This is a genomic window from Gordonia sp. (in: high G+C Gram-positive bacteria) (assembly GCF_049647785.1).
Lineage (GTDB): Bacteria > Actinomycetota > Actinomycetes > Mycobacteriales > Mycobacteriaceae > Gordonia.
This window is the reverse complement of record NZ_JBARYI010000039.1, coordinates 15,110-40,034: the sequence shown is the minus strand read 5'-3', so window position 1 is coordinate 40,034 and position 24,925 is coordinate 15,110. Positions and strand designations below refer to the sequence as shown.

The window sequence follows — 24,925 nt, the reverse complement described above, 5'->3', positions numbered from 1 at the left end:
ATTAGGCTATGAACTTCAGGCAGGCGTGGCGTACCAACGGATTCCTCGGACTGATCGGCGCGCTCGTCGTGCTGCTTGTTTGTGCGGCGGCGGTGATCGGCACCATTGCGGCGATCTCCGGCGGATCGTCCCCGGCGCTAGCGGTCATTACCGTGCTCGCGGTGATCGTCGGAATCGCCGCGCTCCTCACCCTGACTGGCCTCACGACGGTGAACCCCAACGAGGCACGCGTCGTGCAGTTCTTCGGCCGGTACATCGGCTCGGTCAGCGACGCGGGCTTCTATCTCGTCACCCCGCTCAGCGAGCGTCGCGCCATCTCGCTTCGTATCCGAAACTTTGAGACCCAAAAGCTCAAGGTCAACGACGCAGACGGTAACCCCGTCGAGATCGCGGCCGTCGTGGTCTACCGGGTCGTCGACAGCTTCAAGGCGGCCTTCGCGGTCGACGACTACGAAGAGTACGTCGCGATCCAGTCTGAGGCTGCGGTCCGGCACCTGGCGACAACGCATCCCTACGACTCGCACATCACCGACGTGGTGAGCCTGCGCGACGGCGCGACCGTCGCCGAAGAAATGACCGTCGAGCTGCGCGAACGCACCAAGCTGGCAGGCATCGAGATCATCGAAGCCCGCATCACCCACCTGGCCTACGCGCCGGAAATCGCCCAAGCCATGCTGGTGCGCCAGCAGGCCGCGCAGGTGGTTGCCGCACGACAGCAGATCGTCGAAGGTGCCGTCGGGATGGTCCGGCTCGCGCTCGACCGTCTCGCCGAGGAAGGCGTCGTGGAACTGAACGACGAACGCCGCGCCGCCATGGTGTCGAACCTGTTGGTGGTGCTGTGTGGTGATCGCGCTACCCAGCCGGTCGTAAACGCGGGCAGCCTGTACGCGTGACCCGTGCCAAGCGTGAACCCAAAAAGGTGTTGCTTCGCCTGGACCCGGACGTCCACGAGGCAATCGCCAAGTGGGCAGCTGACGACCTTCGTAGCGTCAACGGCCAGTTGGAGTTCGCGTTGCGGCTGGCGCTGAGACAGGTCGGCCGAGAACCGAAATAGCGGCGGACTCCAGGCAACTGCCGGGTGCGGCGACCAGTGAGCACAGTGTCGCCGGCCGCGTCGGCCGGTATCCGCGGCCCACGCCGTTGTTCGCCGTGATCTTCCGGTAGGCGCCAACGCCGTCGGTCGGGATGCGTCGCAGCGTCGGATCGGTTTTTACGTTCACCGTGTACAGGCCGAATCGCGGGGTATAGCTGCCCCATTCGTAGTTGTCGGTGAGACTCCAGTAGTTCAGGCCCATCACCGGTAGACCGTCGCTGCGCGCCCGTTGTACCCAGTAGACGAGGTCGCGGAGATGGTCGGCGCGGCGATAGTGGTCGGGGCGGCGCTGGCCGTTCTTGGTGGCCATGCCCGCCTCCACCACGTAGAGCGGTTTGCCCGGGAAGCGGCGACCCATGTCGCGGAGGGCGTAATAGATGCCGTCGGCGGCGACCGTGGCCTTCCAGAACTCACCGTTCGCGGCGAACGACGCCGTCGTATCGGTTGGCGACACCGAGTAGTAATAGTCGAGGCCCACGTAGTCCAGGGAGTCGCGGACCCGGTCGAGGAACAGTGCGTCGAGTCCCGGTTCGACGGTCGGGATGTAGGCGACGTTGGAGCTGACTTGCGCGCCGGGATCCTTGCGGTGGATGTACTTGTAGATGGTGCGGTGGGCCTGGACCAGACGGTCGAACATCAACGTGGTGGACTGCGCGGGGAGCCCGCCGAACTGAACTTCCTTCATAACGTACGTCGTTGGTTCGTTAACGGTGATCCACAGCGGGTGATACCTGGCGTAACGGTCGACCATGATCCGGTTGTGCCGAAGCCATGCGGGCAGCGTTTTGGCATCGGCCCAGCCGCCGCGCTCGGCAATCCAACCCGGGTATACCCAGTGGTCGAGCGTGATCATCGGCCGCATCCCCGAGTCGACGATTGCTTTGATCATCGCGTCGTAGTAATTGAGTTCTTTCGCGGCGAGTTGTCCCGGGGCGGGTTCCACGCGGGCCCACTCGATGCCGACTCGATAGACCTTGGCACCGAGATGTTTGGCGAGGGCAATGTCGGACAGGTAGCGGTTGCGGAAATCGACAGACGTGCCGACGTGATCGTCGGTCTTGCCTTGTTCGATGTATCGGGTCCAGTTGCTGTCCGGTGAACCGCCTTCGGCCTGGAAGCCCGACGATGCGACGCCCCAAAGGAAGTTCGATGGGAGGCCGGTGCTTGGTTGTGCGCTGGCGGTTCCGGCCATGAGGGGGAGCGCGAACGCGGCAGAAAGCAAAGAGACTGCCGTGCGAGCAATCAATCCGTGCATAGCGCTCACGCTAACGCCTATCGGTGAGAGGGGCGGGACTTCTGAAGTTAAGGGTCGCTGAACGTCTGAGCTCACCGTGGGGACAAATGCGGGCCGAGGATTCACAAAATGCCATAGCCTGCGTGAATGCGATTGTTACCGTCGCAGTTGTGAACCCCTTCCCGCTGAGCCAAAGCATCCGCACTGCTGGAAAACGGGTAGTGACTATTGCCCTTAGCGTTGCGGTTCCCTTCGGAATGGTGGGCATCGGTCCGGCCGGGGCGGCCCCCGCAGGTCTTACCGTGACCGTCGACGCGTCGAAGCCGGGCTTTCAGATCCCCGCCGATTTTGTGGGGCTGTCGTTCGAGGCCAACCAGATGCACCGCACGTGGACCGACCCGAACCGGGGGAACGTGGCGGCGCTCCTGGCGAACCTCGGGCCGGGCAATCTGCGGTTCAGCGCCAACCAGGTCGACAACACGGCCTGGATGCCCGACCCGTCGAAGCCGACGCCGTCGTGGGCCAAGGATGGACAACGGGTCGAACCCGCCGACCTTTCGCGAGTCGGCGATTTGGCGCGCGCGATCGGTTGGAGCGTCGACCTCGGCGTGAACTTTGGGCACTTTGATCCGGCCGCAGCCGCGAATCAGGCTGCGGCCGCGCAGGCGCGGATTGGTAGCAGCCTACGGTCGATCCAGATCGGCAACGAACCCAACGCCTACGCGTTGAATATCGCCTCCGGCGACCGGAAGATCTACAACCCGCGGTCGTATGTGCACGATTCCAAGGTGTACCGGAATGCGATACGGGCGCAGGCACCGGGAGTTCGGATCGAAGGTCCGGACACGATCGGCGCGTCGATTGGTGTGGCGGCGGTTGATCCCGGGATGTGGCCGACGATCGTGCAGCCGTGGCTCGACGCTTATACGGCGGCCTTCGCCTCGGAAAGTCGGTTCTTGACCCAGCACTATTACCCGTACTGAACGTGACACGCGTCGGTGTGCCCGCGGGCGTCGCCGATCCGGTCGGAGCGTTGCCGACGATTGACCGACTGCTCGATCCCGCGACCCGCGCCAAGCAGGATAAGTTTCTGCGGACGTTCGCGTCCACCGCGCACAAGGCGGGCCTGAAGGCACACCTGACGGAGACGAACTCTGTCGCCAAGGAGGGTCGAGAAGGTGTCACAAACTCGTTCGGCGCGGCCCTGTGGACCGTCGACTATTTGATGACTGCGGCGCGCGCCGGGGTTGCCGGGTTTAACCTGCATAATCAGGTCGACGACTGCCAGAGCTATCCGCTGTTCTGCTTCCCGAACGCCGCGGCCAAACAGTCCGACATGGCGATCGTTAACCCGAACTACTATGCGACGCTGATGGTTTCGAAGATGGCCGGCGGTCGTGTGCTGCCGACCGCCACCACGGGCAGGGCAGGCGTCACTGCGCACGCCGTCCGCATGAGCGACGGCCAGGTCAAGGTCATCGTCACCAACCTCGACAAGAACTTCCGCGGCAAGGTCACCGTCAAGGTGGTTGGCGTGGACAGTTCGTCGGCCAGCGTTCAACAGTTGACCGCACCGTCGATCTACGCAACCACCGGCACCCGCTTTGCCGGCTCGACGGTAACCCCGCAGGGTAGCTTCGCCGTCCAACCGGGAACACCGATCGCTAAGGGTGTGAACGGCTATCCGCTTACCTTTGGGAAGCCCGGCGCGGCCCTGATGACCGTGGGCTAACCCGCCTTTTGCTAGTGTTGGTTCCGCGAGCCAAGGCTCGCAATGCCGGTGTGGTGTAGTGGCAACACGTCACCTTCCCAAGGTGAAATTGCGAGTTCGATTCTCGTCACCGGCTCCACGAAACCCCCTGGCCAGAGTGTTATTGGTCGGGGGATTCGTCGTCAGCCCCGGGCGCCGCGGGGCCGTGTTCTAGCGGACCGACTTTCGCGGCAGCCCGCGCGGGCCGTTGGTGAGTGGCCGTGTAGGTGCCTTAATCAAAGAATCCATCTGTGCATCGAGCGTCCGACTGTGAGTTAATCCCCGACGGTCGATCTTCTATACCTGGTCGTGTGGCTACAAATGGGTCTCGGCGAGACGTCTAAGCGGTCGCACTCGTCGTCTCCGACGCCAAGTCGTCGTCTTCGACCGCCTCGTCGTCCGACAACCCGCGGCTCAGCAGGAAGCCGAAGGCCGGCGCGATGATGTACATCAGGATCGAGTAGACGGCGGCGGGGATGGCGATCTCGGTGCTGTTGAGAACACTGAGCGCGATGGTCAGGGCGATGGTGGTGTTGTGGATGCCGACCTCCATGGAGGTCGCGATCGCCTGCGGCTTGTTCAGGCGCAGCATGCGTGCCAGGGCATACCCGGCAGAGAGGCTGATCAGGCAGAACAGTGCGGTCACCAGACCGACCTGCTTCAGGTAGGTGAGCACGTTCTCGCGCTCGCCGATGATGGCGCCGATGGTGATGGCCACGAGAACGACGATGGAGAAGATTCGCACCGGGCGGTCGGCCTTGCGGGCGAACTGAGGGTTGCGGGCCCGGACGAGCATGCCCAACAGAACCGGCACCAGCACCAGCGTCACAACTTGGGCGATCTTCCCGAACTGCAGGCCCAGGGTGTCGCCGAGGTCGAAGTAGTTGATCGCGAGGTTGGTGATCAACGGAATGCTGAACGCCGCGAAGACCGAGTTGATGGCGGTCAGCGAAATGTTGAGGGCCACGTCGCCGCGGAATAGGTGGCTGAACAGGTTCGCGGTCGTGCCGCCGGGCGACGCCGCCAGCAGCATGACGCCCACGGCCAGCAGGGGTGGAAGATCGAAGAGGACGATCAGGCCGAATGCCACCGCAGGCAGCACCAGGATCTGCAAGATCAAGGCACCGACAACAGCTTTGGGCGAGCGAGCCACGCGGGCGAAGTCGCCCGTCGTGAGTGAGAGGCCGAGGCCAAACATGATGATCGCCAGCGCGATCGGTAAACCGACGGTGATCAGTGCCGAATCTTGCACGAAGGCGCTCCTGAGAAAATTCGCCGGGAATCCGGCCGCTGACATATCGCGTTCAGTGTGACCGAGAAAGTCGGAATTCTCGCGTAACCAGCCAGGTCGAGAAGGGATTTGGCACGGAACGGCTCACAACCAGCGGCGCACACGACTGGAATAGGCCTCGAACTCGGCGGGCGCGCGCAGACTCAGGTACGTCTCCTCCGGGCGGATCACCAGGAACCGCACAGCGAGCAACGCAAACGGCAAGGTGACCAGCGGCCACCAACTGGGGGTGACGCCGACGATCCCGAGATAGATGATCGCAATGCCCGTGTACATCGGATTGCGCGAGAGTCGATACACACCGGTCGTCACCATCTGGCTGACTGGGCGGTGCGGGATGATCGTCGTGTGGTGGCTCCTGAACGCGGCGACCGCAGCGAGAACCATGGCCGCACCGGCGACGATCAGGGCGATGCCGACCCATCGATACCAGCCGCCGGAATCCTTGTTCCACTCGGCGACGGCGTCCAGTCCGATGCCAACGAGGAATGCGACAACGAAGTACAAGGGTGGCGGAATTTTGGTGACATGCGCGCCCGACGCAGTTGGCTCACTCGAGATAGGAGAGTGGCTACCGTCGCGGCCCGTCTCTATTGAGGACATCATTGCCTCCTATACAGTGATTGTGCAGTCGATGCAGTGGTACTGCAATCAATGCACTGTTAGTGTGATCCTTGATGGATGCAGATGTCAAGACCGAAAGTTACCGGCAGCAGCAAGCGGCGCAGACCCGTGCCCGCATCGCGGACGCGGCCCGCAGACTGTTCGGCACCGACGGCTACAACGCGACAAGCATCGCCGCGATCGCGTCCGAGGCGGGCGTGGCAGTCCGTACTGTTTACGCTGCGTACGGCACTAAGCGGGAGATCATTTCGGCGATCTGCGAACGCTGGCTTGCTGATGCCGGGGCCCGCGAACTCGCCGGTGCCGTGCTTGCCGAACCCATTCCCCGACAGCGGCTCCGCGCCGCCGCAGGCTGGCTCACCAACCTGTACAGCGCCGGGTTCGACGTCGTACTGATCCTTGATGCGGCGATGGACTCCGATGCCGAGACTCGCGAATTGCTGCGCGCCAAACTCGCCGGACGCAATCAGGTGATGGACATGATGATCGCGTCGCTGCGCGACGGCGCCGATGGCGATTCGACCATCCCCGTCGAGCGTCTCCAGACGGTGTTCCGCGCCTACGCGGCACCCGGCTTCTACGATGAGTTGGTGATCCAATCCCATTGGAGTGCCACCGAATTCACCGACTTTGTGGCCGAGGCCCTGGAGCGGATCGCATTCGGATGAGTAGCTAGCCCCGCCGCTTAGATAGTAGGAAGTCGATCACCTGACGATCCAGGTTCGGCCCATTCACAGTGAGTCCGCCCGGGCCCGATGGATGATCAGCGCCGTTGACTTCGGCAAATCGGACCTCGCGTTGCCCGGACCCGTACGACCGCACCACTGTCCGGTACCGATCGGTGGCCGACGCGGGCACGATCGTCGTGCGGGCTGGCGCGGTGATCGGTAAACCGTTGGCGATTCGGGCCGCGCTGGCCGACGACTGGCCCAGGAGGAAGGGCGCGACGCTGTCGGCGTCGCCGTGGATCACGTACGTCGGCACCGGGCGTCCGCGTCGGGCAGCCCGGAGTGCGGTGCCGGTCGGATCGGCGAGGTACGGGAATCCGGCGCTCACCGAGATCGCCGCAAACAGCTCCGGATACAGGGCCGAGACATCACTGACGATGCCCCCACCAGCCGAGTGGCCAGTGAGGTAGACGCGCTTCGGGTCGGCCCGCAGATCGCGAGTTGACCGCTTGATGATGTCAGCGATAATCGACGTCTCGCCTTGGCCGCGAACAACATTGGCGGGATTGAATAACTGCCACGTCCCGGTCGGGTCGACCTTCAACGACTGCATCGGTGCCACCACCGAATACCCGCGCCGATTTGCCTCCGACAACAGCGTGCTCGACGGTGAGAGTTCCTGTCGGTCGCCACCCTTCACCTTGCTTGCGCCATGAAGCCACACAATCATCGGACTGCCAGCGCGCAGCCCCTTAGGCGAATAGACCTGGTACTGCCGGGTGCCAGCGCTGTTGGCCGGTGCGGCGTGGGCGGGACAAACGAATCCCACCGACGCCACCAGCAGGCTGACGATTGTCGCGCACACTGCGATCCGTCGATTCATCTGTACTCCGATCGATCCACACGGATGGGCCGATCGGCACGATACTGGAAAGTAGTTACACCTGATTGTCGTTCGCGACATACACCGGCATGTCCGCATCCCACGGCTGGCGGTTCACCATGTCCGACACCCGCACGTGGCCGTGCTCAAACTCGCCGGTTGCGGCGTCGAGTAGTCGGTAGTCCTGCGTCTGTCGTTGGATCGGCTGCCCATCGAGGACCAGCACTCGCAGCTCGCCGGGCTCGAAGTGGCAGCGTTCTTGCAGCGCGTTGACGAGCTGTTCCGAGTGCAGGTGGCCGTCGCCGAAGTTCCAGCCGAGCACCACGCCAGCGACCGTCTCACCGTCGAGTTCCACATAGTCGACGTCGGGCTGGTCGCCGACGAGCCGTGGGATCAGCGCAGCCTGAGCCCGACCGTGGGTGTGGATGGCGCGGAACGCGAAACCGGTGAGCCGGGTGACGCGGGCTTCGTCCTCGCCGCCATAAATCTTTTCCAACTGTCGGTGCGGCAGCATCGCCGAGCGCAGCGTGTTGCTGGTCAGCTTCTCTTCACCGCTCGGCGACAACATCCACACCGTGGTGTCCCAGTTGCCCGCGTAATAGCGCATGCCGGGCAGGAACGAAATCTTCCGCGGGAACAGATTTCCCAAAACAATCAGCACGAGACTCATCGCCGGAATCAGCAGGGCAACGGGATACGTGAGGTTGCTGACGCCCAGGTCTGCGTGGTTTACGAACAACACCAGGACCGCAAAAATCATGAAGACGTTCCACTCGAGCGGGGTCCCCATCGGGATCGTCACGATGATGTGCAGGTGGAACAAGATCATCACGGTGGCCGCCACATAGGTGACGGGGCCGCCGTTTGAGAAGAACAGCACCATCGGAACCGCGAACTCGATCACCGTGCCGCCATGTGCGAGCAGTTTCGACAACGCCGACGGACGCAGGTCCTCCGGGTACGACTTCGTGAACATGTGCTTGAGTCGCGCACCCCGCCAGATGGGACTGTTGGTTTCCATCACCTGCACCACCGACGGGAAGTGCTGGTTGATCTTCGAAACCGCCGCGCCCAACCAGATGCACAACAGCACCAGCTTCGCGACCGACATCGAATCGGGGAACGGGACCAGGAAGGTCAACGCGATTGCCCCGTACACCTCGGCGCGGGCGGCCAGGAAGATTGTCTGGTCGCGCAGGCCGATCAAAACCAAGATCACCAGTACCGCAGCCACTCGCTGCCACGGCAATTGCTCACTGTCGGGGGCGGTCGACGACAGTAGCGCCACGACCAGTGAAACGAGCAGCGCGGCATAGAGCACCACGTCGACCAAGCTTCGGTGGGTGCCGCGGGTCAGCGGAATCTTCCCCGAGAACGGGGGCAGCCGGATGGTTCCGGGGCGGAGCCAGTACAGGAACGACCCCAGCGGGGGCAGGAACCGCAGATTCAGCGGGCCAAAGCCGCAGCCGAATCCGGTGACCTCGAACAGGATGCACCACAGCACGACCTTTTCCCAGACCACTGGCAGTGCCCACCAGTCGGCGACGTCGAACAGGCCGCCGACGCCGGGGGTGGTGATCGCGAACAGTGCGCCGCCGAGGATGAACAACGCGATCTTGAGGAGGTAGCCGACGTAGATCACGTCGGGTGTCCCGAAGCCCTGAGACAGGAAGTTCTCGGAAAGCAGGCGCATCTGAACGGGCCGGGTGCTGCGGCCCAGTTCATCGGTGTCGACTTTCGGTTCCACCGGTTGCAGGAATCCCATGCGTCCTCCGTCGTAGCTGTGAGCGAGTGATCCCCGCCACAGCTGAACGTAAGCCGGTAGACACATTTCCACAAGTGTTTACAACAATGTTGGCACCGGTCCGGCATCCGACCAGGATGGGAGAGATGCCCGAATCGCCATCAACTCGCGGGCGTGGTTGTCGAGCTCGATATCTTCGGCGGTTACGGGCGTCCACCGGCGGACGGTCGTGGCATCGCCATCGGCGTCGACCGCCGCGACGATCGTCAAGCTGTGCGCACAGTGCTTCAACTCTCCGGAACGAGGATCGCCTGCCCGAACATGCACCGAGACGTGCATCGTCTGCTTGCCGGTATGGATCAGTCGCGCATCCAGTTCGACGACGTCACCGATGTGTATCGGGGCGTAGAACCGAATGCCGCCCACGTACGCGGATACGCACCGACCGCCGCTCCAGCGCGCGGCGTTGAGGTAGGCGGACTCGTCCATCCATTCCATCACCCGACCGCCGTGCGCGTTGCCGCCCCAGTTCACGTCGGTCGGGGCGGCGAGGAAGCGGGTCGCCGACCGCGGCGCGGAACCGGCGTCGGAGTAGGTGACGGAGGCCATCGCGTCCTCGATTTTCCGCCGGACTGGAATGCGGGCGGTCGCAAAGCGCTCGGCGGCGACGTCGGTCTCGGTGTCCGGTACCCATTGCCGCACGGGCCGGGGACGACGGTCCTCTCCGACGGCGACAAAGATGACCAGGCATTCGCTCGCGACGGTGAAGACGCCGCTGTGTGGCGCGGCCGACGAGACCGTGCACCGAATATGCATGCTTGACGTGCCCGTGTGAATCAGGGTGGCAGTCACTTCGACGATGTCGCCCGGCTCGATACCGCGCGTGAACGTGATGTTCCCGAAGTAGGCAGTCACCGTGTAGCCGCCCGACCACGCCGCAGCGCAGGCGTACGCGGCCTTATCGATCCACGACAGCAGGCGCCCGCCGCGCACATCACCGCCGAGGGTCGTCGCATCGGTGGGGGCGGCAAGGAAGCGAAGTGTCATTTCGCGGGCAGGGGTCGTGGACAAGGCGAACTCCTCAAACGTGGGCGTTGATGGCAATGATCATGCACGCACCAAAGTCCTTACGGCACACCAATATCAGCAGGTGAGCAAGCTGGTACACGGTGTTTACGTCCGGAAACGTGGCGGTGATCGTGCGATGCGAACCGGAAAACAAAATCGAAAATAGGTTCGAGAAATGTGTTGCATAACACACTGACGCTATCTATGATTAGAACAACAGTTCGATTCGAGGAGGTTTCAGATGACGAACACCAGGTGGAACGAGGTCAACCTCGACGAGGTTGGTGCCACCGGCCCGGCAGGTGCGGCAGTGATTGAAGCTCTCGCCTCGGGCGAGAGTTTCCTCGCGTGGCGTCGGCTGGTCGTCATCATCGAGATGCTCGCGGCTGGCATGGCCGCACTCGGGGCCGACGCTGGCGACTGCGCCCGCCGCATGATCGACCTCGAGGCAAACATTGCCAGCGAAGTGGCCGTCGGCATGCGAGTTGCCCGCTCCACTGCGGAACGTCACGTCGCGCTGGCGGTCGAAGCACGCGATCGTTTGCCGCAGAGCGCGCGTTTGCTGCGTGATGGGGTCATCTCGCTGCCGTGCTTCCGCGAGATTGTTCTGCAGACCACTGGCGTCACCGACGGTGACGCGATTGCTGCCGTCGATGCAGCCATCGCACAGGAACTCCGTGAGATTGGTGGCGTTAGCTACGGCGACGCCAGCAACGTCGCCCGCCGCATGGTCGCTGAATTCGACGCCGACGCCCTCCGTGAGCGTCGTCGTGCACACAGCAAGGGTGTCACCGTCAGCAACGACGTCGATGACGCTACGCTCACCATCGCCGCAAGCGTTGAGGAAATTGCCCTCGCCTCCAAGGCAATCGACGCTCGTGCCGCCCGCGTCTGCAAAAACGACAGTCGTAGCTGTGGTGCTCGTCGCGCCGATGCTGCGCTCGCAGCCCTCACTGGCAACAAGTTCGGCTGCGACTGCGGCAGCGACAACTGCGCAGTACGCGCCACTGACAGCGAGATCGCCGAAGAGTTTGCCAAGATCGTCGTGCACGTCATCGCCCACGAGTCCACCCTCAACGGCGATAGCAGCAAGGCCGCCTGGTTCGACGGTTTCGGCGTCATCGATGCCCATCACGCTCGCGAAATCGCTTCCCGCCCGGGCACGCTAATCCGGCCGCTCGATCTTGACGCCGTTGCCGACTGCCCGTTTCAGCTCGGTAATCACTACCGTCCAACAGCCGGGACCGACGTCGCGATGCGCGGCGTACACGGCACCTGCGTATTTCCCGGATGCAAGCGCCCGGCGTGGGGTTGCGACCTCGACCACGTTTGCGAGTACAACCACGAGGACCCCGCCGCCGGAGGCGCCACCTGCCAGTGCAATCTGAACCCGAAGTGCCGCTTCCATCACCTGCTCAAGACCTACGGCGAAGGCTGGATCGACGACCAGGTCGTCGACGCCAACGGGGTGATCTGGACCGAGCTCACCACCCCGAGCGGGCATACCGTGCGCTCGCGGGCCCGCAACCAGTGGCTCCTGCCGCAACTTGGCCTCATACCGTGCAAGCATGGGCGGCCAGTTGCGCCAGGGGCTATCGATGCCGCCACCGAGCCGGAACGAAAGCGGACCCGGACGCAGGCCAAGCATGCGCAGCGGATGCAAATCCGCTCGCAGCGTCGCTATGCGATGGCCTGCGCCAAGGCTGCTGCTACGGCGCAGTACGACTCCGCTGAGCCGCCGCCATTCTGATCGGTGGCGCGGCTAGTACGCGGTTGCGAACTTCCACGCCGAATGGATGGCGCCCTCGATGTAGTCGACCTTGCCTGCGTCACCAACCACTTCGACGCTCACGCCGGAGGACTCGAGTGCCTGCGCCAACGGGGCATCCGCTGCGGTATCGGCCGCGTAAATCACCATCGACGCGGGCGCGGACTGCTCCTCGCCGTTCACCGAGTACACAACTTCGGTAGGCGTAATACGCGAGACGGTCGCCTCCCGGTGGATCTTGACGCCCAGTTCCTTTGCCGTGCGGACCGCGGTCCATCGACGCGGCATCGCCATTGGCAACCCTAGTGGCTTGCCTTCTTCAAGCAGCGTGACGCGACGACCGCGGTCGGCCAGCCACTCCGCCAACTCCAACCCCACCAGCGAACCGCCGATTACCACCACGTCCTTGCCCATCGGCAGGAAGGCGTGCGTCAGTTTGCGAATCGCATTGGGGCTCTTAGTGATGCCGGAGAGCTTGCCCAGCTTGCCGATGGTCCGCAGGAATGCCGATCCGTCTTCGGCCTCGGCGCTGCCGAGCAGAAGGTTACGCAGGCTGTCGCCGGTGTGAACGTGCGGGAGGTCGCCGCCCGGGATGCTCGGCCGCGGGCGCACCGCGCCGGTCGCCACCACCACATGATCCGGGGCAAACAGTCGCACCACCTCCGGCGTCGCCTCGGTATTCAACCGGACGTCGATGTCGAGACGTTTCATCTCGTTAGACAGCCAATTCAGGAGACGTTCGTTGTCGGGAGTGGTGAGCGTCGAGAACCACAGCGTTCCGCCCAGTCGGTCCGACTTATCGACCACTGTCACGCGATGCCCGCGCAGCGTCAACAGGCGAGCGGTCTCCAAGCCCGACGGTCCCGCGCCAACAATCAGCACGTGCTTGCGGGTATCGGTCGGGGTCAACGGCAACAGGTCTTCGTGACCGAGAGCCGGGTTGACCGCGCAGATCGGGGTGTCGTCCCAGAAATTTTCCTGCACGCACACGTAGCAGTTGATGCACGGGCGCACCTGTTCCGGCGTGCCAGCCTTCAGTTTGTTGACCAACTCCGGATCGGCAAGTAGTTGCCGTCCCATTGCGGCGAAATCGATGCGGCCCTCCGCAATGGCTTCTTCGGCGAGGTCGGGCAGCATACGTCCGACAGCGATCACCGGGATGCTGACGCGCTTCTTGACCTCCGTCGCAAGGTCGACGTACGCGCCAACCTTGTTCGGCAGGGGCCCGTCGGTGAAGTTGGAGAAGGGATTCCGGCCCCAGCCCGTCACGTCGATGGCATCGGCCCCAGCCTTCTCGAACAGGACCGCAGCTTCGCACGCTTCCTCGTTGGTGAGGCCACCTTCCTGGCCGAATTCCGCGCCCGCGACGCGAACCAGCACGGCCATGGTGGCGCCAACCGCAGCCTTCACCGAGGCGATCACCTCGCACGCCAGCCGGGCCCGGTTCTCCAAGCTGCCGCCGTATTCGTCGGTGCGCTTGTTGTCGGCGCTCGCCAGGAAACCGCCCAAGACGTAGCCATGCGCGCAGTGGATTTCGATGGCGTCGACGCCAGCCTCCTGGCAGCGGCGTGCTGCCGAAGTCCACGATTCGACCAGCCAGACCAAGTCTTCCTTGGTGGCCTCGTGGAAGCTGCCCTGCTTTCCGCCGGTCACCGCCCCCATCTTCATCAGCTCATCCATGGTGCTATCGGCGAGCGCACTCATGTCGTACTTGAAGTCCGGCGTCGACGGCACCAGCATGGGCCGGTCGTTCAGGGTGTCGATGCGGGCGACTTTCCCGTGATGCGTGCTCTGCACACACAGCTTGCTGCCCGCGGCGTGCACAGTATCGGCCAACGCCTTCAGACCGGGGATGAACCGGTCGTCCGACAGTCCCGGCTCCTTATTGCTGGTAGCGCCGATCGGATAGGCAATGGCCGACGCACCGGTAATCACCAGCCCGGTGCCGCCCGCGGCGCGCGCCCCATAGTGCACGAGGTCGCCGGTCTCTATCTCGCCGTCGTTGCACACGTTCATGTCCATCGCGGACAAGATGACGCGGTTGCTGAGCTTCATCGGGCCGATCCGGCCGGGAGCGAGAAGGTGATCGTAAGTTTTAGTTCGGGCCACGTCTCAAGACGTTAATCTTTATTGCGGCAGAAATACCTGGTATGTGCCACGCAGTGGGATAAAACGATTGCTCGACCATCATGGAGGTGCCATGCACTCCGTACCGCCCACGTCGATCTGCCTCGGAACGCTGGGCGGTCGCCCGCACCTGAGGGAGGGGGTGGCAATCACCCGCACCTTGCAATCTCTGCCGGGGCAGTACCACTTTCGAGTGTTCGTCGCGGCCATCATCTACATCTTCTTCGTGGCGTTATGACGGAACAGATGGACGACCATAGTGACCAGCGCGGCGTCTCCGTGCGGTATGCCCTGCTAAGACCGCTCGGAGCGACGATCATTTTGCTGGCCGGCTACTTCTTGCTGCCGATCGGCGGCGACAGCAAATGGCAGTTCGTTGGACTCATTGTGGGTGTAGTCCTGCTGGCCGCATTCTGCGCGTGGGAAGTCCGACACTTCCTCCGCTCAGATCGGCCCGTCGCGACCGCGATCGAAATGCTTGCGGCGGTGATGTGCTTTTACATTGTCACGTTCTCGTCCGCGTACTTTCTCCTCGGCGACCATCACCTCGCGTCGTTTACGCAGCCGCTCACCAGGGTCGACGCCCTGTACTTCTGCCTGACCGTTTTCACCACGACCGGGTTTGGCGACATTGCCGCAGTCTCGCAGCCCGCACGGATCGCCGTCTCGATTCAAATGGCGAGCACTCTCGCCCTCGTCGGACTCGGGCTGCGCTTCGTCAATGTCGTCATCCAAAACCGCATCCCAAGTGTAGAAAAGCTGCACCGGTACCGGAACGAGAATTAAGGTCCGCTAGCACGAGTCGACTACTCTTAGCCACGTGCTGCTATCAGACCGCGACATTCGTGCCGAGATTGAATCCGGCAGGCTCGGCATCGATCCGTACGATCCGGCCTTGGTGCAACCGTCCAGCGTCGACGTTCGACTCGACTCGCTATTCCGGGTTTTCAATAACACCAAGTACACGCACATCGATCCCGCCAAGCGGCAAGACGAACTGACCACCCTGGTGGAACCCGCCGCAGACGAGCCATTTGTGCTGCACCCGGGCGAATTTGTGCTCGGCTCTACTCTCGAAGTGTGCTCGCTGCCCGACGATCTCGCCGGTCGGCTCGAAGGCAAGTCCTCGCTGGGGCGCCTCGGCCTCCTCACCCATTCGACGGCCGGTTTTATTGACCCCGGATTCTCCGGCCACATCACGCTGGAACTGTCGAATGTCGCGAACCTGCCCATCACGCTGTGGCCCGGCATGAAGATCGGGCAGCTTTGCCTGTTCCGCCTCACCAGCCCGGCAGAGAACCCGTACGGCAGTGCGGCAGTGGGATCGAAGTACCAGGGTCAGCGGGGGCCGACACCATCGAAGGCATACCTGAACTTCCAGAAGTGACGGGCCAATCACTCAAGAGCAAATTCAAATAAGAGGCATCGGCCGCACACAAGACCACTAGGGGAGGGGGTCGAAATGACGGGTCCATTTAGTCGGCAGCCATCGTGGTTGACCGGCTTCGACTTGCCTGCGTTACCCACCGGCGCCGTTATTGCCCTCGACTTCAGCCCGGACGGACTGTGGGCCGCCCGCATGGAACGCGGTGAGGCGGGAACCTTTGCCGCGGTCGAAAGCACCACCGAAACCCGCATCCACCCGGAAGTCCTCGACGCCCGAATCGCCACCTACCTGCGCGACACCGGAAAAGCTTCAGCCCCCACCGATGAACTCTTCGACGAACTGATTTCCCTGGCGCGCCGGGCACGACGGTCGTTGATCGACCGCGATACGACCGTCGTGATGGGCGGTGCCGCCTTGGCCCCGATCAGCTTTTCCATCGACGACGCGATCGAAGCGACCGTCCCCGAAACCAATCGGGCGCACGGCATGGTCATGGAACTCGCCGGACTTAGCCCGGTCGACGCCATCCTCCTCGGGCCGGGGCTTGACGATTGGCCAGGACTTCCGCGGGCCCTCACCGAACGTGGCTTCACGCCCATCTCCCCCGGCGATCCGTTCCCAGCGACCTTCGGCGGTGACAACGAGGCCACCGCTCTCCTCGAAGCCGTACAGGCACCCCAAGAGGTTCGTGCCTGGGAACACAGTGACCAGAACTTGGTGCTCGTCGATCCCGCGGATTACGGGCTCGACCGCTTCGGCAATGCCGTCCCCGACGTCTACGCCGACAGCAATGAGACTTACGCGGGCGCCGAACCCGAACGTGCGGCCGGCATGCGCGGGCGGTTGGTGGCACTCGGTGGCGTGGTGCTCCTTGCCGTCGGCGGAGGCGGAGTCGCCATTGCCATGAACGCCGACGAACAGTCGAACCCGGGAATCGGGGCCACCCACAGTTCGACGACGTCGACACCGTCGGGCAGTAGACCGTCAACGCCGGAACCCGAACGGGTCAACAATTCCGTCGACCCGGCAGACATGTCGGCCGCCCGGGTACCCGTGCTGAAGTACACCACGCCGCCACCGCCGCCCAAGTCGACGAGTCAGCCGCGGTCGACCCAAGCGCGACCGGCACCGGGGCCACTGCCGCCGGGACCGCCGCAAAACCGCCCGAAGCGAACCATCCCGAATCCGATCCCGGGACTACCGCCCATCGTCGTCGGATAGGTGCTCGCGTCGCTCTCGGGCGACCGCGAGGTAATCGTCGAGCTGGCGTGCCAACTCGCGATCGAGTGCCCGATACAGGGTGTTGTGGGCCGCGACCCGTCCGGTGGTGCGGAGCTCGCCGAGGAACTTCGACGCCCAATCAGCTTCGACACCGCGCGACGGGATCCACCCGTCAAAGCGGCCCTCGGTGATAGCGCGACGGCCCGCGCTGATCAGCGTTTTCGCTGCCCGATCCATGTCCTCGTCGAGCTGCCGCTGCATCCCCAAAATATAGGTGAGCGGAATACCGATCTGCATCAGTCGCTGGTAGGCCTCGATCGTGTCGACGTCGTTGATGCGGTACTGCTTCGGCGGGTCGTCGTCGCCGACTGGCTCAATGAGCCCAAAATCTTGGAGCTGGGCCAGCAGCAACGGATCGCTCGTATTGAGCTTCACGTGCAAGGCTTCGGGCGAAACCACTTCCGTCGGCGTCTGCGACCACGGCTGCGATACTGTCTCCCGCAAGCCCAGCGACTCGGCAATGTCGTCGCCGGTCTGGACGCGCTTAAAGAAGTCGCCGATGTGGGTCATCGTGAAACCCCGCGACAGCAGGTCGTTGATCACCCGCAATTTCGCCAAATGCTCGTCGCCGTAGATCGCGATCCGCCCCCGCCGCAGCGGTCGAGGAATTAATCCCCGGTCCTGATAACCACGCACGTTCCGCGTCGTAGTGCCCGCCGCGCGAGCCAGATCGTCGATTCGGTACTCGGTCATGGCAACCATTGTCCCAAACAGACGTCGGCTGCCACTCACATGTCGACCTTCAACGTGTCGTCGTTGCACCGGGACACGCAGGGGAGGAACCAACCTTCGTCGCGTTCTGACTGCGTCAGCAAGCCGTCGCGGTGGTCGACGTCGCCCGAAATTGTCTTCATCCGGCAGGTCCCGCAGAACCCCTGCTGGCAGGAGTACGGCTGAGCCGGATTTACCCGGCGCAACGCCGTCAAGACCGACTCATCCGCTGCGACCGTCTCGGTGTGGCCCGTCGAACCGATGACCACATCGAACTCGGTGCCGTCGAGAATTGGGGGCGGCGAGAACCGCTCAAAGTGCAGTTCAATGTCACTCCGCTCGGCCAGGAACACCCGCAGCCCCTCCAGCATCGGCACCGGACCGCAGCAATACACCGACAGACCAGCATCTGAATCAGGAACGGGCCCAACAAGGTCGGCCATCGACGGCAACCCGTCTACGTCGTCGGTCCGGACGGTCACCTTGCTGCCGTAGCGGGCAAGTTCGTCAAGGAACGGAATCGAATCCGCCGACCGTCCCGCGTACACCATCGACCAGTCCAAGCCATACCGGTCAGCCATCGCCAGCATCGGCATGATCGGGGTGATACCAATACCCGCAGCCACAAACCGCAGCTTCGTCGTCGGCGAACCGTGACCGGGCAACACCAAGGGGAACGCATTCCGCGGACCCTTGATCTGCACCGAATCGCCCACCCGCAGGCTGTCGTGCACCTCGATGGAACCGCCGCCGCCGTCCGGGATGCGGCGCACCGCAATCCGGTAGGTGGTGCGGTCGCCCGGATCGCCACACAGCGAATACTCGCGCATCTTGCCCGACGGCAACAACAAATCCAGATGGGCACCCGGATGCCACTGCGGAAGAATCGACCGGTCGGGTGCGGCAAAGGTCAACGCGATCACGTTGTCGTCGACCGCCACCACTTCACGGTCAACAATGTCGAGCGTCTGAATGTGATCGATGGCAGCCCGATCCCGCAGCGGCGACATCGGTGCCCACAGGGGGAACCACACCTTGCCGATACCCGTGATGAGCCGCATCAGCGGGTCCCGCCGGAACCTGCCGTACAAATGTGGGGGCTCCGCCGACAAGTCGATCTGGCGCGGTGCCCGCTCTTCGTTTGGAACCACGATCACGCCGCCCGTCGAGCTCCCGGTGACGTGGCGAGGAAGGCCACAGCCTGCGCAGTATCGCCGATGTCGGTCGGCGTGAAACCCGGCTTGAAATAGCTGAGCGTCGCGACCGCGAGACCCGAGATTTTTGGGAACACGCCCTGGCGCGAATCCCGGAAGTAGCTTGTTACCGCCAGCTTCGACTTCGCCAACGGGCTCAAATGCGACACCGACGGATCCTGGCTGTTGATGAACCGGAAACCGCGGAGCAGCAGCCACGCCAAGAACGGCAGGGCCAAGCTCATCGATCGAGCGCGCCGCAGAGGGCTGTCGGCGAAATAGGCTGCCGCCTCGTGCGCCACCGCCCGGTGCTCAACTTCCTCGGCACCGTGCCAGGTGAACATGTCGACCATCCCCGGATGGCCGCCCTTCTCGGCCCACGAACAGTTCAGTGCAAAATCGCCGAGCAGTGCCGTGTAGTGCTCGATGGCGGCGATGAGCCACAACCGCTCGATGAGGTCCTTCTGCTTCTGTTTGGCCGACCGGTTCTCGCGTGGTCCCAGCACACGGCGGAAAATCCACTCCATCTGCTGCAAGTACGCGGTCGGATCGACACCCTGATCGAGCATCCAGTCCTTCACGGCACGATCGTGAACCTCGGCGTGCATGGCCTCCTGGCCCACAAAACCGCGAATGTCGGCGGCGAGGGCGTCGTCCTTGATCATCGGCAGCGCTTCGTTAAATGTCTCGACAAACCAGCGCTCGCCCTCGGGGAGCAGCAGGTTCAACACCGAGATCATGTTCGACGACATCGGATGATTGGGAATCCAATGCAGCGGTGCACCCGAAAGGTCAAAAACCACGTTGCGGGCGTGCAACTCCACCTTGCCGGGGTCGGTAGCGGTATCGGAATGCGTTGGTGCGGTAGTCATCTGGGCCTCCAGGGGTGCTTACTTGGCGACTTGCTGGCGGGCACCGATACGCGAAGCCCACGGGAAGAATCGGTAAATGCGGTAGCCAACCTCGGCCTCCGGCGTCACCGGTACAACGGCCTTGTTGCTGCGGATAGACGCAACAATCTGGCTGGCGACACGGTCGGGAGTGAAGTTGCGCTTCTCGTAGAAGCCGTCGACCTTCTTGCGAAGGGCATCTTGGTCGTCGGCCCCGGCAAACTCAGTTTTCGACGTGATGTTGGTGTGCACGATGCCCGGGCAAATTGCCGACACCCCAATGCGGTGCTCGGCCAGCTCAGCCCGCAGCGACTCGGAGAACATCAAAACACCGGCCTTGCTGGCGGCGTACAGGCCGAGGTCGCGCGACGGAGTGAACGCGGCGGCCGAGGCGAGGTTCACGATATGGCCGCCCGTGCCGCGTTCCACCATCTGCTTGCCGAAGGCACGACTGCCGCTGATGACGCCGCGAAGGTTGATCGCGAGGAGACGATCCACCTGCTCGTCGCTGGCGGCCAATGCCGAACCGGCGAGGGCGATGCCAGCATTGTTGATCACGATGTCGGCGACACCGTGGGCTTCGCGAACGGTGTCGGCGAACACGGTGACGGCTGCCGAATCGGAGACGTCGAGTCGGTAGACGGTGGTCAAGACACCCTTGGCCTTGCACTGCGTCGCTGTTTCTTCTGCGGAGTCAACGTCGATGTCGGCGAGCACCAACTCGGCACCGAGGTCGGCGAGCGCGAACGCGGTTTCGCGGCCGATGCCGCTGCCTGCGCCGGTAACGACGGCGAGCTTGCCGATCAGTTCCGGTGCCTTGCCGACCACATGAGCGCGGTCGATCGTGTTCGGCGCCGCAGAAGCGCCACGCTCCACGAGGTCAATGAACTCGCTGGCAGACGCCGCCAAGTAGTCGGGATTGGTGTACGGCAACCAGTGCCCGGTGGTGCTGCGCTTGCGCCAGAGCTTGCCCGCGTAGTCGGACGTGCCGTCGTAGATGGCGGGGCGCAGGGCGACGTCGCGGTCGTTGACGATCTCCAAAACCGGGATAGCGGTCGTGCGCGGGTTCGGCTTCGCCAACTTGCCGCGAATGTTGGCGCGGTACAGCTTGAGGCCGCTAATCATGTCCTCGCGCAGAGTCGGCGCAAACGTGGCGTTCTCTCGGGGCGTGCCTTCGACGAAATGCAAGAACTCGGTCCAGACCTTGTCGGAGCCGAAGGTGCGGAAGAACAGGTCCGAGGCACCGGGCACCTGGAAGAATCCGGTGTAGGCGGACGAGGCAACCTGCGAGAGCGCCTGACGAATATTGCGCGGCGTGGGGTTCGAGACCTTGTCGTGCGCCCACTTGCCGAGGAAGTCGAGGTTGGGGCCAGACACCGAGGTGAACGACGCGATCAGATCCTCGGCGCCCGGGGTCGTCACCGTTTCCCAGGCCTGCACCGAACCCCAGTCGTGCGCGACGATATGCGTCTTGCCATCGGGATTGACGGCGCGGGCCACGGCCAGCATGTCTTGCGCGAGGGTGTCGAGCCGGTAGTCGGCGACGGCGGTCGGCCGGTCGCTTTCGCCGAATCCGCGTGTGTCGTAGGCGTAGACGCGGTACTTTTCGGCGAGCTGCGGTGCCACGTTGTCCCAGAGGTGGTGGGTGTCGGGCCATCCGTGAATGAGTAGGACCACGGGCTTGTCGGCGGTGTCTTTGCCAGCGCTGCCGTATGAGAATGCTGCCAGGTCGAAACCGTCTCCGGTGACGTTAAAGCTGTGCCAGTCGGCCATGCCGTGTCTCCCTCAATCATGGATTTCGTTAGACGTTACCACCAGTTACAAACAACTGCTAGCACTTGTTAGCACAACCAGAAAAAAGCCCCGCACCTGCGAGTATACGCAGATGCGGGGCTAAGTTTGGGCGAAGTTACTGGCGGTACGACACCAGGAAGTTGCCGATCCGCTCAATGGCCTCTGACAAATCCTGTGCCCACGGCAGCGTCACAATCCGGAAATGGTGGGTATCAGACAGGTTGAAACCGGACCCTTGCACAACCAGAATTTTCTCCTGCAACAGCAAATCCTGCACCAGCTGCTCGTCGTCGCGGATGTCGTAGACATCGGGATCGAGCCGAGGGAAGGCGTACAGCGCGCCCATGGGTTTCACACAGCTCACTCCGGGAATCTCGTTCAGCTTCTGCCAAGTCACATTGCGCTGTTCGTACAGCCGTCCGCCCGGTGCGGTCAGCGCATCGATGGACTGGTAGCCGCCCAACGCCACCTGAATCGCGTGCTGTGCGGGCACATTGGCACAAAGGCGCGTCGACGCCAGCACGCCCATACCCTCGATAAAGCCCTTGGCGTGATCCTTCGGACCCGTCCGAACCACCCAGCCCGCGCGGTAACCGCACACGCGATACGCCTTCGACAATCCGTTGAACGTCAACACCAACAAGTCCGGAGCCAACGACGCGATGTTGATGTGCTCGGCATCGTCGTAGAGGATCTTGTCGTAAATCTCGTCGGCCAAAATCAGCAGCGAATGCTTGCGGGCGAGGTCTACCAAGCGCTGCAGCACCTCGCGCGAATACACCGCGCCCGTCGGGTTATTCGGGTTGATCACCACGATCGCCTTGGTGTTCGGCGTGATCTTGGCTTCGATGTCCTCGATGCTGGGATTCCAGCCGTTGTTCTCGTCGCACTGATAGTGCACAGGGGTGCCGCCCGAAAGCGCCGTCATCGCAGTCCACAGTGGGTAGTCCGGTGACGGGATGAGCACCTCGTCGCCGGTGTTCAGCAGGGCCTGCATCGTCATGGTGATGAGCTCGGAAACACCGTTGCCCAACAGCACGTCGTCGACGTCGAAGTACGGAAAGTCGAGGATCAGCTCGTAGCGCGTGACCACTGCCCGACGGGCCGATAGCACGCCGGCCGACTCCGAATAACCCTGAGAGAAGGGGAGCGCGTGGATCATGTCGCGCATGATCACGTCGGGTGCTTCAAACCCGAACAACGCGGGGTTGCCGATGTTCAGCTTCATGATCCGGTGACCCTCGGATTCGAGTCGCGCCGCATGCTCGTGCACGGGGCCGCGGATCTCGTAGCAGACATTCTGCAGCTTCTCAGACTGCCCGAGTGGCCGCAGATGAACGTTGGGGTGCGATACGCGAGGTCGGCTCATGGACTTATTCTGTCAGCCCGGCGCAACCGAATTGCATCGCACGGGCATAGTTGTGAGCGTGACAACCCGCGAGCTGAAGATCGCTTCATTTAACGTCAACGGTATTCGCGCCGCTCGCAGGCGCGGATTCGACGAGTGGCTCGCCCGCAGGCAACCCGACGTGATTGGCATCCAAGAACTACGCAGCCCCGCCGAGTTGGTCGGCGAATTCCCTGGATACACCGTGTGTTTTGATTCCGGCTCGATTCCCGGGCGCAATGGCGTCGCGATTGCCACGCGCGTGCCGCCGCTGGCGCACCGCACCTGGGTGACGCATCCGCCCAAAGCGCGGGGGCTGGCGCCGTACGCCCATCACGGTCGGTACATCGAAGTGGATTTGGGTGAGGAACCCCTCACGGTGGCTTGCCTTTACCTACCGAAAGGCGGGCTCCCCGCCAACCTGCAACGCCCGGGAAATATTCGAGAGAAGCCCGACGGAGGTGCCAAGCACCAGCGCAAGATGACCTTCCTCGACGGCTTTGCCCGCGAACTCGACCGAAACCGACTGGCGGCCAAACGGGCCGGTCGCGAGTTCCTCCTTATCGGCGACCTCAACATCGCGCACCTCGAACACGATGTCACCAACTGGCGGCCCGCCCGCAAGATGGAAGGCTTCCTCCCCGAAGAGCGCGCCTGGCTCGGTGACCAACTTTCGCCGCGGAAACTCGTCGATGTGGTCCGACAGTTACACGGCGATCGCCCCGGGCCACTGAGCTGGTGGAGTTGGGCGGGCGAGTCGTTCACCAAAGACGTCGGCTGGCGTATCGATCACCAACTCGCCACGCCGGGCCTCGCCAAACGCGCCCGATGGGTGCAAGTGGACAAGGAGACCAGCCCGGACGAGCGGCTGTCGGACCACGCGCCGGTGGTCGTGGGGTACGAGCGCAGTTGAGTCGCGAACGTTGTCGACATCGTGCCCGGAAAACCAGGAAAAATGTGGGCAACGTTGCGTGTCGAGGGAACCGAACGCGCGGCAAATGCGTCTAAAGACGCATGGGGGAGAAAACATCGGTCCTGAACCAGTCGGCGTTGGCTGTTGCGCAGCACCTTGCCGACCACGACGGCGTGATTACGAAGGCGCAGGCAGCTGCCCTGGGAATGTCGCGAAACCGGATCCAAGGTCGTCTTGATTCGGGACTGTGGACCGCAGAGGCGAGCGGTGTTTATCTTTCTGCTGAGCATCAGCTTTCGCCAGCGGCGAGAGTCCGGATCGCAGTGGCTGCACACAGGGGAGTGCTCGACAGGACGGCGGCAGCGTGGTGGCACGGACTGATTCCGGAGTTGCCAAGTCCCATCACCGTTTCGATACCGAGGACCGCGAGAAAGCAGGTGGTGTGTTCGGTCGAGGTCGAGATGAAAAGCCGAACCTTCCCAGCGGAGGACGTCGCCGTGGTTCGGGGGATTTCTGTGACCGGGCTTCCGCTGACAGTTCTCGCCGCTTCGGCCGAGCTTGAGGAAGGCATCTCCATGATGGATCGCGCGCTGCAAATTCATCTAGTGGGTCTGACCGAGCTTCGCGCCAGCCTCAGTCGTAACTCGGGAGCGCACGGCATGCGGCAGGCGCGCAGACTCCTCGCCGCAGCTGAAGATGTTTCTGAGTCGGCGGCCGAACGACTATTCGCGAAGCTCCTACGCGAATACGGGATCACCGGATGGACCCAGCAATTCCCGTTCTGCGGTATGCGCCTCGATTTCGCGTGGGTTTCCGAGCGCATCGCTATCGAGATCCATGGCTGGAAGTTTCACCGCGACAACAGGCAGTGGCAGCGGGACCAGCACAAAACCAATGTGATCGGCGGTGCTGGCTGGCTACCGCTGATCTACACGTGGGAAATGATGACGCGCCACACGCACGCAACCATGCGGGAGGTTGCCGATGCGGTGAATGCCCGACGGCAGTAGCTCCCGCAAACGTTGTCGACATCGTGCCCGGAAAATCAGGAAAATGTAGGCAACGTTGAACGCCAACAAAAAAGCCCGGCTGCACCTATGTGCAGCCGGGCATTTTTGC

At 63.2% G+C, this 24,925-nt stretch carries 23 protein-coding genes and 1 tRNA gene; 12 read left to right on the top strand and 12 right to left on the bottom strand.

The window, feature by feature from the left end; translation table 11 throughout:
• The first annotated feature begins 8 nt into the window (after window positions 1-8).
• Window positions 9-893: an SPFH domain-containing protein gene (locus tag WBA38_RS05920; RefSeq protein WP_424295351.1), complete on the top strand. Its 885-nt coding sequence runs from the start codon at window positions 9-11 to the stop codon at window positions 891-893.
• 96 nt (window positions 894-989) lie between these two features.
• Here the strand turns inward: WBA38_RS05920 and WBA38_RS05915 are convergent, their stop codons facing one another.
• Entirely contained in the window at window positions 990-2,348 is a 1,359-nt protein-coding gene (locus tag WBA38_RS05915; protein WP_424322307.1) for a family 1 glycosylhydrolase, read from the bottom strand.
• Between the two features lie 200 nt (window positions 2,349-2,548).
• Here WBA38_RS05915 and WBA38_RS05910 point away from each other — a divergent pair, with 200 nt between their 5' ends.
• The 3 genes from WBA38_RS05910 to WBA38_RS05900 all read left to right on the top strand — a co-directional run bounded on the left by WBA38_RS05910 (window position 2,549) and on the right by WBA38_RS05900 (window position 4,177).
• Window positions 2,549-3,310 carry a hypothetical protein gene (locus WBA38_RS05910; RefSeq protein ID WP_424322295.1) on the top strand — a complete coding sequence of 254 codons (762 nt, stop codon included), beginning with the start codon at window positions 2,549-2,551 and terminating at the stop codon, window positions 3,308-3,310.
• A 2-nt stretch (window positions 3,311-3,312) separates the two neighbouring features.
• On the top strand, window positions 3,313-4,059 hold the full coding sequence (locus tag WBA38_RS05905) for a hypothetical protein (RefSeq protein ID WP_424322294.1): 747 nt from the start codon (window positions 3,313-3,315) through the stop codon (window positions 4,057-4,059).
• 44 nt (window positions 4,060-4,103) lie between these two features.
• Window positions 4,104-4,177: transfer RNA gene (locus WBA38_RS05900), tRNA-Gly, on the top strand.
• Between the two features lie 240 nt (window positions 4,178-4,417).
• Here WBA38_RS05900 and WBA38_RS05895 read toward each other — a convergent pair.
• Complete coding sequence (locus tag WBA38_RS05895; protein ID WP_424295349.1) at window positions 4,418-5,329, bottom strand: bile acid:sodium symporter family protein; 912 nt, start codon at window positions 5,327-5,329, stop codon at window positions 4,418-4,420.
• A 123-nt stretch (window positions 5,330-5,452) separates the two neighbouring features.
• Window positions 5,453-5,974, bottom strand: coding sequence for a methyltransferase family protein (locus WBA38_RS05890; protein WP_424295347.1), 522 nt, complete (start codon window positions 5,972-5,974; stop codon window positions 5,453-5,455).
• 71 nt (window positions 5,975-6,045) lie between these two features.
• Between WBA38_RS05890 and WBA38_RS05885 the strand changes: the two genes are divergently transcribed.
• Complete coding sequence (locus WBA38_RS05885; protein WP_424295345.1) at window positions 6,046-6,660, top strand: TetR/AcrR family transcriptional regulator; 615 nt, start codon at window positions 6,046-6,048, stop codon at window positions 6,658-6,660.
• Window positions 6,661-6,664: 4 nt separating this feature from the next.
• On the opposite strand, the gene WBA38_RS05880 is transcribed toward WBA38_RS05885, so the two are convergent.
• From WBA38_RS05880 to WBA38_RS05870, 3 genes are all read right to left on the bottom strand, one after another.
• Window positions 6,665-7,543, bottom strand: a complete 879-nt coding sequence (locus WBA38_RS05880) for an alpha/beta hydrolase family esterase (RefSeq protein ID WP_424295343.1) — start codon at window positions 7,541-7,543, stop codon at window positions 6,665-6,667.
• A gap of 55 nt (window positions 7,544-7,598) precedes the next feature.
• On the bottom strand, window positions 7,599-9,308 hold the full coding sequence (locus tag WBA38_RS05875; RefSeq protein WP_424322293.1) for a DUF3556 domain-containing protein: 1,710 nt from the start codon (window positions 9,306-9,308) through the stop codon (window positions 7,599-7,601).
• Window positions 9,309-9,386: 78 nt separating this feature from the next.
• Window positions 9,387-10,334: an acyl-CoA thioesterase gene (locus WBA38_RS05870; RefSeq protein WP_424295358.1), complete on the bottom strand. Its 948-nt coding sequence runs from the start codon at window positions 10,332-10,334 to the stop codon at window positions 9,387-9,389.
• A 262-nt stretch (window positions 10,335-10,596) separates the two neighbouring features.
• Here WBA38_RS05870 and WBA38_RS05865 point away from each other — a divergent pair, with 262 nt between their 5' ends.
• Window positions 10,597-12,105, top strand: a complete 1,509-nt coding sequence (locus WBA38_RS05865; protein WP_424322292.1) for a DUF222 domain-containing protein — start codon at window positions 10,597-10,599, stop codon at window positions 12,103-12,105.
• 12 nt (window positions 12,106-12,117) lie between these two features.
• Here the strand turns inward: WBA38_RS05865 and WBA38_RS05860 are convergent, their stop codons facing one another.
• On the bottom strand, window positions 12,118-14,232 hold the full coding sequence (locus WBA38_RS05860; protein ID WP_424322291.1) for an FAD-dependent oxidoreductase: 2,115 nt from the start codon (window positions 14,230-14,232) through the stop codon (window positions 12,118-12,120).
• 91 nt (window positions 14,233-14,323) lie between these two features.
• Here WBA38_RS05860 and WBA38_RS05855 point away from each other — a divergent pair, with 91 nt between their 5' ends.
• The 4 genes from WBA38_RS05855 (at window position 14,324) to WBA38_RS05840 (ending at window position 16,858) form a co-directional block, all read left to right on the top strand.
• Window positions 14,324-14,488: a hypothetical protein gene (locus WBA38_RS05855; RefSeq protein WP_424322290.1), complete on the top strand. Its 165-nt coding sequence runs from the start codon at window positions 14,324-14,326 to the stop codon at window positions 14,486-14,488.
• Window positions 14,485-15,036, top strand: a complete 552-nt coding sequence (locus tag WBA38_RS05850; protein WP_424293278.1) for a potassium channel family protein — start codon at window positions 14,485-14,487, stop codon at window positions 15,034-15,036. The genes WBA38_RS05855 and WBA38_RS05850 overlap by 4 nt, the downstream gene beginning before the upstream one ends.
• Window positions 15,037-15,070: 34 nt before the next feature.
• Window positions 15,071-15,637 carry a dCTP deaminase gene (gene dcd / locus WBA38_RS05845; RefSeq protein ID WP_424293277.1) on the top strand — a complete coding sequence of 189 codons (567 nt, stop codon included), beginning with the start codon at window positions 15,071-15,073 and terminating at the stop codon, window positions 15,635-15,637.
• A 75-nt stretch (window positions 15,638-15,712) separates the two neighbouring features.
• On the top strand, window positions 15,713-16,858 hold the full coding sequence (locus WBA38_RS05840; protein ID WP_424322289.1) for a hypothetical protein: 1,146 nt from the start codon (window positions 15,713-15,715) through the stop codon (window positions 16,856-16,858).
• On the opposite strand, the gene WBA38_RS05835 is transcribed toward WBA38_RS05840, so the two are convergent.
• From WBA38_RS05835 to WBA38_RS05815, 5 genes are all read right to left on the bottom strand, one after another.
• Window positions 16,835-17,611 carry a MerR family transcriptional regulator gene (locus tag WBA38_RS05835; protein ID WP_424293275.1) on the bottom strand — a complete coding sequence of 259 codons (777 nt, stop codon included), beginning with the start codon at window positions 17,609-17,611 and terminating at the stop codon, window positions 16,835-16,837. The two genes, WBA38_RS05840 and WBA38_RS05835, sit on opposite strands and share 24 nt — an antisense overlap.
• A gap of 35 nt (window positions 17,612-17,646) precedes the next feature.
• Complete coding sequence (locus WBA38_RS05830) at window positions 17,647-18,783, bottom strand: PDR/VanB family oxidoreductase (RefSeq protein WP_424293282.1); 1,137 nt, start codon at window positions 18,781-18,783, stop codon at window positions 17,647-17,649.
• A complete protein-coding gene (locus WBA38_RS05825; RefSeq protein WP_424293274.1) occupies window positions 18,783-19,694 on the bottom strand; it encodes a metal-dependent hydrolase in 912 nt (303 codons plus the stop codon). Before WBA38_RS05825 ends, WBA38_RS05830 begins: the two co-directional genes overlap by 1 nt.
• Window positions 19,695-19,712: 18 nt before the next feature.
• A complete protein-coding gene (locus tag WBA38_RS05820; RefSeq protein WP_424322288.1) occupies window positions 19,713-21,485 on the bottom strand; it encodes an SDR family oxidoreductase in 1,773 nt (590 codons plus the stop codon).
• Between the two features lie 136 nt (window positions 21,486-21,621).
• Window positions 21,622-22,875 carry a pyridoxal phosphate-dependent aminotransferase gene (locus WBA38_RS05815; RefSeq protein WP_424322287.1) on the bottom strand — a complete coding sequence of 418 codons (1,254 nt, stop codon included), beginning with the start codon at window positions 22,873-22,875 and terminating at the stop codon, window positions 21,622-21,624.
• A 58-nt stretch (window positions 22,876-22,933) separates the two neighbouring features.
• Here WBA38_RS05815 and WBA38_RS05810 point away from each other — a divergent pair, with 58 nt between their 5' ends.
• Both WBA38_RS05810 and WBA38_RS05805 read left to right on the top strand, forming a co-directional pair.
• Window positions 22,934-23,806, top strand: a complete 873-nt coding sequence (locus WBA38_RS05810; RefSeq protein ID WP_424293271.1) for an exodeoxyribonuclease III — start codon at window positions 22,934-22,936, stop codon at window positions 23,804-23,806.
• Between the two features lie 101 nt (window positions 23,807-23,907).
• Entirely contained in the window at window positions 23,908-24,816 is a 909-nt protein-coding gene (locus WBA38_RS05805) for a hypothetical protein (RefSeq protein ID WP_424293270.1), read from the top strand.
• Window positions 24,817-24,925 lie beyond the last annotated feature (109 nt).